General features: G+C 31.1%; 8 protein-coding genes. All 8 read left to right on the top strand.

Features of this window, described 5'->3' with window-relative positions; translation table 11 throughout:
• Positions 1 to 1,075, top strand: a 1,075-nt coding sequence (locus tag LRB30_RS05405; protein ID WP_231020044.1) for a DUF787 family protein, incomplete at its 5' end; no start/stop codon positions are given.
• 15 nt (positions 1,076 to 1,090) lie between these two features.
• Positions 1,091 to 1,519, top strand: coding sequence for a DUF1463 family protein (locus tag LRB30_RS05410; protein ID WP_231020046.1), 429 nt, complete (start codon positions 1,091 to 1,093; stop codon positions 1,517 to 1,519).
• Positions 1,520 to 1,534: 15 nt separating this feature from the next.
• Complete coding sequence (locus tag LRB30_RS05415; protein ID WP_231020048.1) at positions 1,535 to 1,984, top strand: DUF1473 family protein; 450 nt, start codon at positions 1,535 to 1,537, stop codon at positions 1,982 to 1,984.
• Complete coding sequence (locus tag LRB30_RS05420; RefSeq protein ID WP_231020050.1) at positions 1,981 to 2,217, top strand: DUF1322 family protein; 237 nt, start codon at positions 1,981 to 1,983, stop codon at positions 2,215 to 2,217. The genes LRB30_RS05415 and LRB30_RS05420 overlap by 4 nt, the downstream gene beginning before the upstream one ends.
• A gap of 10 nt (positions 2,218 to 2,227) precedes the next feature.
• Positions 2,228 to 3,505 carry a DUF759 family protein gene (locus tag LRB30_RS05425; protein WP_231020052.1) on the top strand — a complete coding sequence of 426 codons (1,278 nt, stop codon included), beginning with the start codon at positions 2,228 to 2,230 and terminating at the stop codon, positions 3,503 to 3,505.
• Between the two features lie 22 nt (positions 3,506 to 3,527).
• Positions 3,528 to 4,109, top strand: a complete 582-nt coding sequence (locus LRB30_RS05430) for a DUF792 family protein (protein WP_231020055.1) — start codon at positions 3,528 to 3,530, stop codon at positions 4,107 to 4,109.
• 3 nt (positions 4,110 to 4,112) lie between these two features.
• The gene (locus LRB30_RS05435) at positions 4,113 to 5,069 is read left to right on the top strand and encodes a DUF693 family protein (RefSeq protein ID WP_231020057.1); all 957 of its coding nucleotides are present in this window, start codon (positions 4,113 to 4,115) and stop codon (positions 5,067 to 5,069) included.
• Position 5,070: 1 nt separating this feature from the next.
• Positions 5,071 to 5,511, top strand: a 441-nt coding sequence (locus LRB30_RS05440) for a DUF777 family protein (RefSeq protein ID WP_231020059.1), incomplete at its 3' end; no start/stop codon positions are given.

The raw sequence follows: 5,511 nt of genomic DNA on the forward strand, positions 1-5,511 counted from the left end.
TCATCTCCACCTAAATTTCATAGAAATTATAGGTGGAGAATTCTTTGTTATTTTAGTTAAAGTTAATAAAGATAATGCTAACTTTAAGATATTGAATTTAAATGTTAATAACTATGAACAACAAATTGAAACTTTAGAAAAAGATAATGGAAATGGAGAACCACAGTTTGGAAAAGAAAAAACATTGCTAAAAACCGCAATGTCTGATTTTTTCAATTCAAGTGAGAAATCATTAAAATCGGCTGTTCTTTTCATTTATAAGGATAAGCCCGAAGAACTAAAAAAATATCTTAAAGTACACAGGCACTCTTTTGTTGTGCTGATTAATACTCAAGGTGATAATGGAAATTCAGACGATGGACTTAAAGTTTACAAGGACGACTACAGTAAGTTCAAAATGTCCTCAACGTTTTTCGTATTCTCAACCAAAGAGCAAGAAATAAAAGAACTATTTAAGGATAAAAGCAATGCTGAAAAAGCTAGAAACATTGTTGTTTATAGTAATAATCAGGACAATCTTCACCTCAAATTTATAAGTCAATATTTGCATCAAGCTAGTATATTCCATTCTGTTAATCCTTATGGAATGCAATTGGCTGCAGAACCACTTGTTGATGATACTGCAATTACTAAACTAAGGACTGCAAAAATCAATTTTTATTCACTTCTTAATGAAACTGGTCTTGATGGTATACCTGCTTTTAAAGAGGGCGTTGATCTTGCCGGTAATCCAATAGACGAGCTTTTTACTTATCATTACATAAAAAATGAGGCCATTATTGAACTTATTAGAATTTGGAACAAAAACAATAGGCAAAACAGTAAATTATCTGCGCTGCAGCTTAGTGGGTCTAGGGACAACGCATATACTTCTGCAATTGAGTGTATGCTAAAAAGGTTCGTTGATAGGGGATTAATTATAGGGTACAAAGACTTAAAGCTCATTCTATCGCCTTCTGCTCAGCTCAAATTGGAACTTAGTGTAAATATTACTTATAACTTTAGTGTTAATTCTGTTGCTCTAGTAATTACTTCTCAAGATATAGTTGATTATCAAAATAGTTTAAGAGTATAAAAGGAGTTAAAAATTATGCAATTTTATGATTTAAGGGAAGTCTACTTTTCAATCGGCGGTAGACAACTACATAGCGGGAAACTGGAGCTTACAAGCGAGCCTACAACAAGGGCAGTGGTTAGTTCTGAAGATAAGGGAATGCCCGTAATAAGTTTGAGAGATCCTAAAACCATAACTTATATTTTCAATATTGAAGTTACACTGGGTAGTCATGACTATATTTTGTTAACTGAAATTTCAGATGAACAGTTTTATAACATGGATGTTAGCAAATATGAAAAGATGCTTGATTTAGTATTCAATGATAGGATTGCTACTAAAATTATTACTAATTCTGCAATTTTCACTGAAGAACCTTCAAGAAGTTATTCAGCAGAGGCTGAAAAAGTTACTTTTGAAATTAGGGCTATCAATTGCCAAAAAACCAATCCAAACAGAAACTAAAAGGGAAATTTTATTATGATAATGAGATATAAAATGAAAATTTTAACTAAAAGTAAAACTTATGAATATCCTCTTAGAGTATTGCCAGTCTATGAATGGGATAAAATATTAGGATTTAATCAAAGCGACGCTGTTTATAAACTTAACGAAGTTAAATACCTAAGAGAAATCACAAGTTTAATGATAAGTCCAAAATTTTTAGACGAATTCTATGTGATTTTAGATTCAAATAGAGAATTTATTTCTTATTACAAAGACTATCTTGTTGCAATTATTTACACTGCGCAATTCAATACTTTTCATTTAGATAATGATCTAAAAAAACCTGCATTAGTATATTTGAGTGAATATGAAAATAATATTGGTGATTTTGTTACCTTTGAATATATTGATAATAATTTTGATTATGCAAAAGTAACTGCCTCACTTACATCAAATTCTAATGAACTAGTTGTAGGTCAATGAAGTATAGAAATAGAGATATTGACAAAACTATTGCAAGTATTAATGGGGCTAGAAAAAAGTATTTTGACTTGCTTGAAGATATAAAGAATGATAAATACTACTTTCCAGTAATTATGAATATTTGCTCGTACGACTCGGTTAAAAAATTGCCTTACGACGAGCTTTTAGAGGTCAATCGACTTGCCGATATTAAATTAGAAAAAGAATTGTATGAATTAATTCTAAGCAAGTGAGGGCTCCATCATGAGCGACAAATTTACCATCAAATTTAAGGGCATTCTTGATCATGCTGCAACAAAAAAGGCTATTGAACAAGATATAACCAAAATGGAAAAATATCTAAAACCTAAAAAATCCAGTTTAGAGAGTACTAAAGATATTGTAAAAAATAATTTGTCGAACAAAAAAAAAGAACTTAGTAAACAAACTAAATTTGAAAGCTTACGGGAGCGTGTTGAAAAATATAGACTTACTCAAACTAAAAAACTTATAAAACAAGGTATGGGTTTTGAAAAAGCTAGAAAAGAAGCTTTCAAAAGATCTTTAATGGCCGATAGAGACAAAAGACGCCTGGAATATAAAGAACTTGCAAAAGAGTCAAAAATAAAAAATAAAATGCTAACAAACAAAGGGCAAGGACTGGTTGCCAAAATTGCAATAGGTAGCGCCCTAGGAAATATTATTAGCAACGCTATGAGTAAAATCGGGGGCGGACTTTTAGGATTTGCTAAAAAAGCGGTTGAAGAAGACACCAAAACTAAAAGAACACAACTTCTCAATAAAGCGTTTTATGATGATCCAAAAGAAAAAAAGAGTCTTTTGAAGGTTCTTGACGGCATGAAGGGATTTGAGCGTGACCTAGAAAAAGAAGAATTCTTACATCAAGCCAGTGCCTTTAAAGGTATTTTACGGGACCTGGAACTTAATGACAAGGAGGGAGCTAACTTAAAAAAAGCAGTAGAATTTGCAGCTATGCTTAAATCTAGTGGTGCTATGGACAGTGAAAATGCTGTAAAAGCTGTTGTTAATTTGCTTAGGGGAGAAGGAAATGAGCTTTTTGATTTTCTAAAAAATTCAAAGGTTGGCGATAAATATATAGAAGATACTAAAAACGCCTGGCAAAGCGGGGCTCAAATAGATATAGGGTCCAGAATTACTAAGATGGTTGAAATGTTTAATGACTTTAAATCTTTCGGCCTTATAAAAGAAGCCAATACTACTGAAGGTATTCAGAGTAATTTGGCCTCAGCTGAGCAAACTCTTTCAAATATGACCACAACTGTTTTGGAGCCATTACTTGAACTCGTTAAACAGATCACTAATTACTTTAAAGACTTTAAATTTGAAACACACATTGTCCAGCCGATAATTAAAGGAATTAAAAGTATTTTTAGTCTTAATTATTTTTTTGCAAAATTAAAATCGATTTTACCTAAACTATTTGGCGGAGATGAAGGCGAATCTCTAAGGAAACTTCAAGAAGAGTCTCAAAATAAAGACAATGCTAACAACACCCCATAATTTTAATAAAAGGTAATTACTTATGGATATTAACAATAAAAAAATGTCGTCAGCAGAAATTATACAAATAATTAGAGCTGTAATAACCCAAATATTTGCTCTTTTTGGAGCAGACAACTTTTTGGTTCTATTTCCAAGAATGGATCTAAAAGGTTTTGGATATGTTCCCCAATTGTTTTTTATAAAGCCAAAAGATGAGCTTTTAACAAGAACTTACAATACTAGTTGTTCTAAAAGACCGGTAATTAACTATTATAATAGAAAAGCAGAATATGTAAGCTACAATCCCGTAATGACTGGTGAAAATATATCATTAAACGGTGGAGTGCTAACATCCTTATATAAGGAAATGATTTCTCCACTAAAAATGACTGCTTTTGGTAATTCTATGCTCCGCTTTGACGCTCATCTTGTAAAAGAACAACTAGCCAATAGACTTCAAGCTCAAGTTCCTTTTAGCATTTACAGCCCAACTTTTGGCCTAAAAGAATTAGCTATAATTACAAGTCTTACGCTTAAAGACACTCCCTTCATTGATGAAGTTGAAGTAAGTCTATCAATGGAAATAGTAAAAACATTTTCTTTAGAAAAATATAAAGGATAATTAATGCTACTAAGTTACGATTTCAAAATTGAATTCTACAATGTAGATAAATCAAAAAAATCAATTGATGGAATTCCTTTCCCAGAAGAAATCCCTAAAATTATAATAAATACGCAAGATGGAATTCATGTTGATATTTCCATATCTAATGTGTATTCAAATATTCATACCATAAGTTCCAAACAAGCAAAAATTGTACTTTGGAACTTGCCTTTAGACTTTACCGACCATATTAAATTTGGAGATATAGTAAAAATACATTATAAAAAATTTGCTCATGAAAAAAATTTTGATTTCATAATGGCAGGAACTTTGGGGCCCCCCATGAGCACTGATTATCCCGGCGGAGATTTTAGTGTCGAGCTTGATGTTCGTTTATTAACTAAAAGCAACTTTTTCAATCGCAAATTGGAGGGTAAAAAAGGTAAAAACTTTAAAGGCAAAACGGTGCAAGAAGCAATAGAATCTGTATTTCCTAATCGCAATATCATTAATATGGATGAAAAGGATCGACTTAAAATCATTGACAAAGATATTTATGCCTCAACACCAAAAGAGTTTATTGACAAAATAAAAGGGGTATATGTTCATAACGTAATAGCTGATATTGGTACAGGCTTAAGGGGATATGAATGCCATATGATATTTACTAATTATAAAAAAGAAGGAAAAAATGTACATTACGAGGCCTTAGAAGATTATGGACTTGAGTTTATCCCACAACAAGAAATTACTTTAGGCACTACACTCAAAATAAATCTTATATTTTGGAACGCCAAAACATTTTACACACACAAGTTAAATGTTGGCGATAAAGTTTCATTTATTGATGGACTAGGAAAAATGATAAAAACCACCATAAAAGAAACAAGCGCGCAACTTAGCAACACAGGAGAATGCTCATTGATACTTAAGTTGGAGGATGATTCTAATAAAATACGTAAAAATAAAGGGGGTTAGAATGGATGAAGACTATGAAATTTATAGAATGAATCAAAGCCTTTATGGCCAGGCATTGGCACAAGAAGACATAAAAAATTGGATTTACTCAAACATTTTTATAATGCGTATTGGCACTATAAAGAAGTTTAAACAGCAAACACAAGAAGCTATAGTTACAATACCCGAGTTTGAAGATTTAGAAATTCATACAAAAAATATATCTAATATCGGTTTAGAACTATCAAAAGGTGATACTGTTTTACTACTACAATCAAGCATTAATATTTTTGATAAAAATAACGATATTCACTTCGACAAACATCATTTTTATATACTTAGTGTAATTAGTCCAAAAACTTTAAGTCTAATTTCCGATACTGTTAAAATCAAAGCAAACAATACAATTGAAATAGCTAATGAAATAACTAGTTTAAAAGAAATTCTAAATAATATTGTTGAC

Origin of the sequence: Borreliella americana (assembly GCF_021043605.1) — a bacterium.
GTDB lineage: Bacteria > Spirochaetota > Spirochaetia > Borreliales > Borreliaceae > Borreliella > Borreliella americana.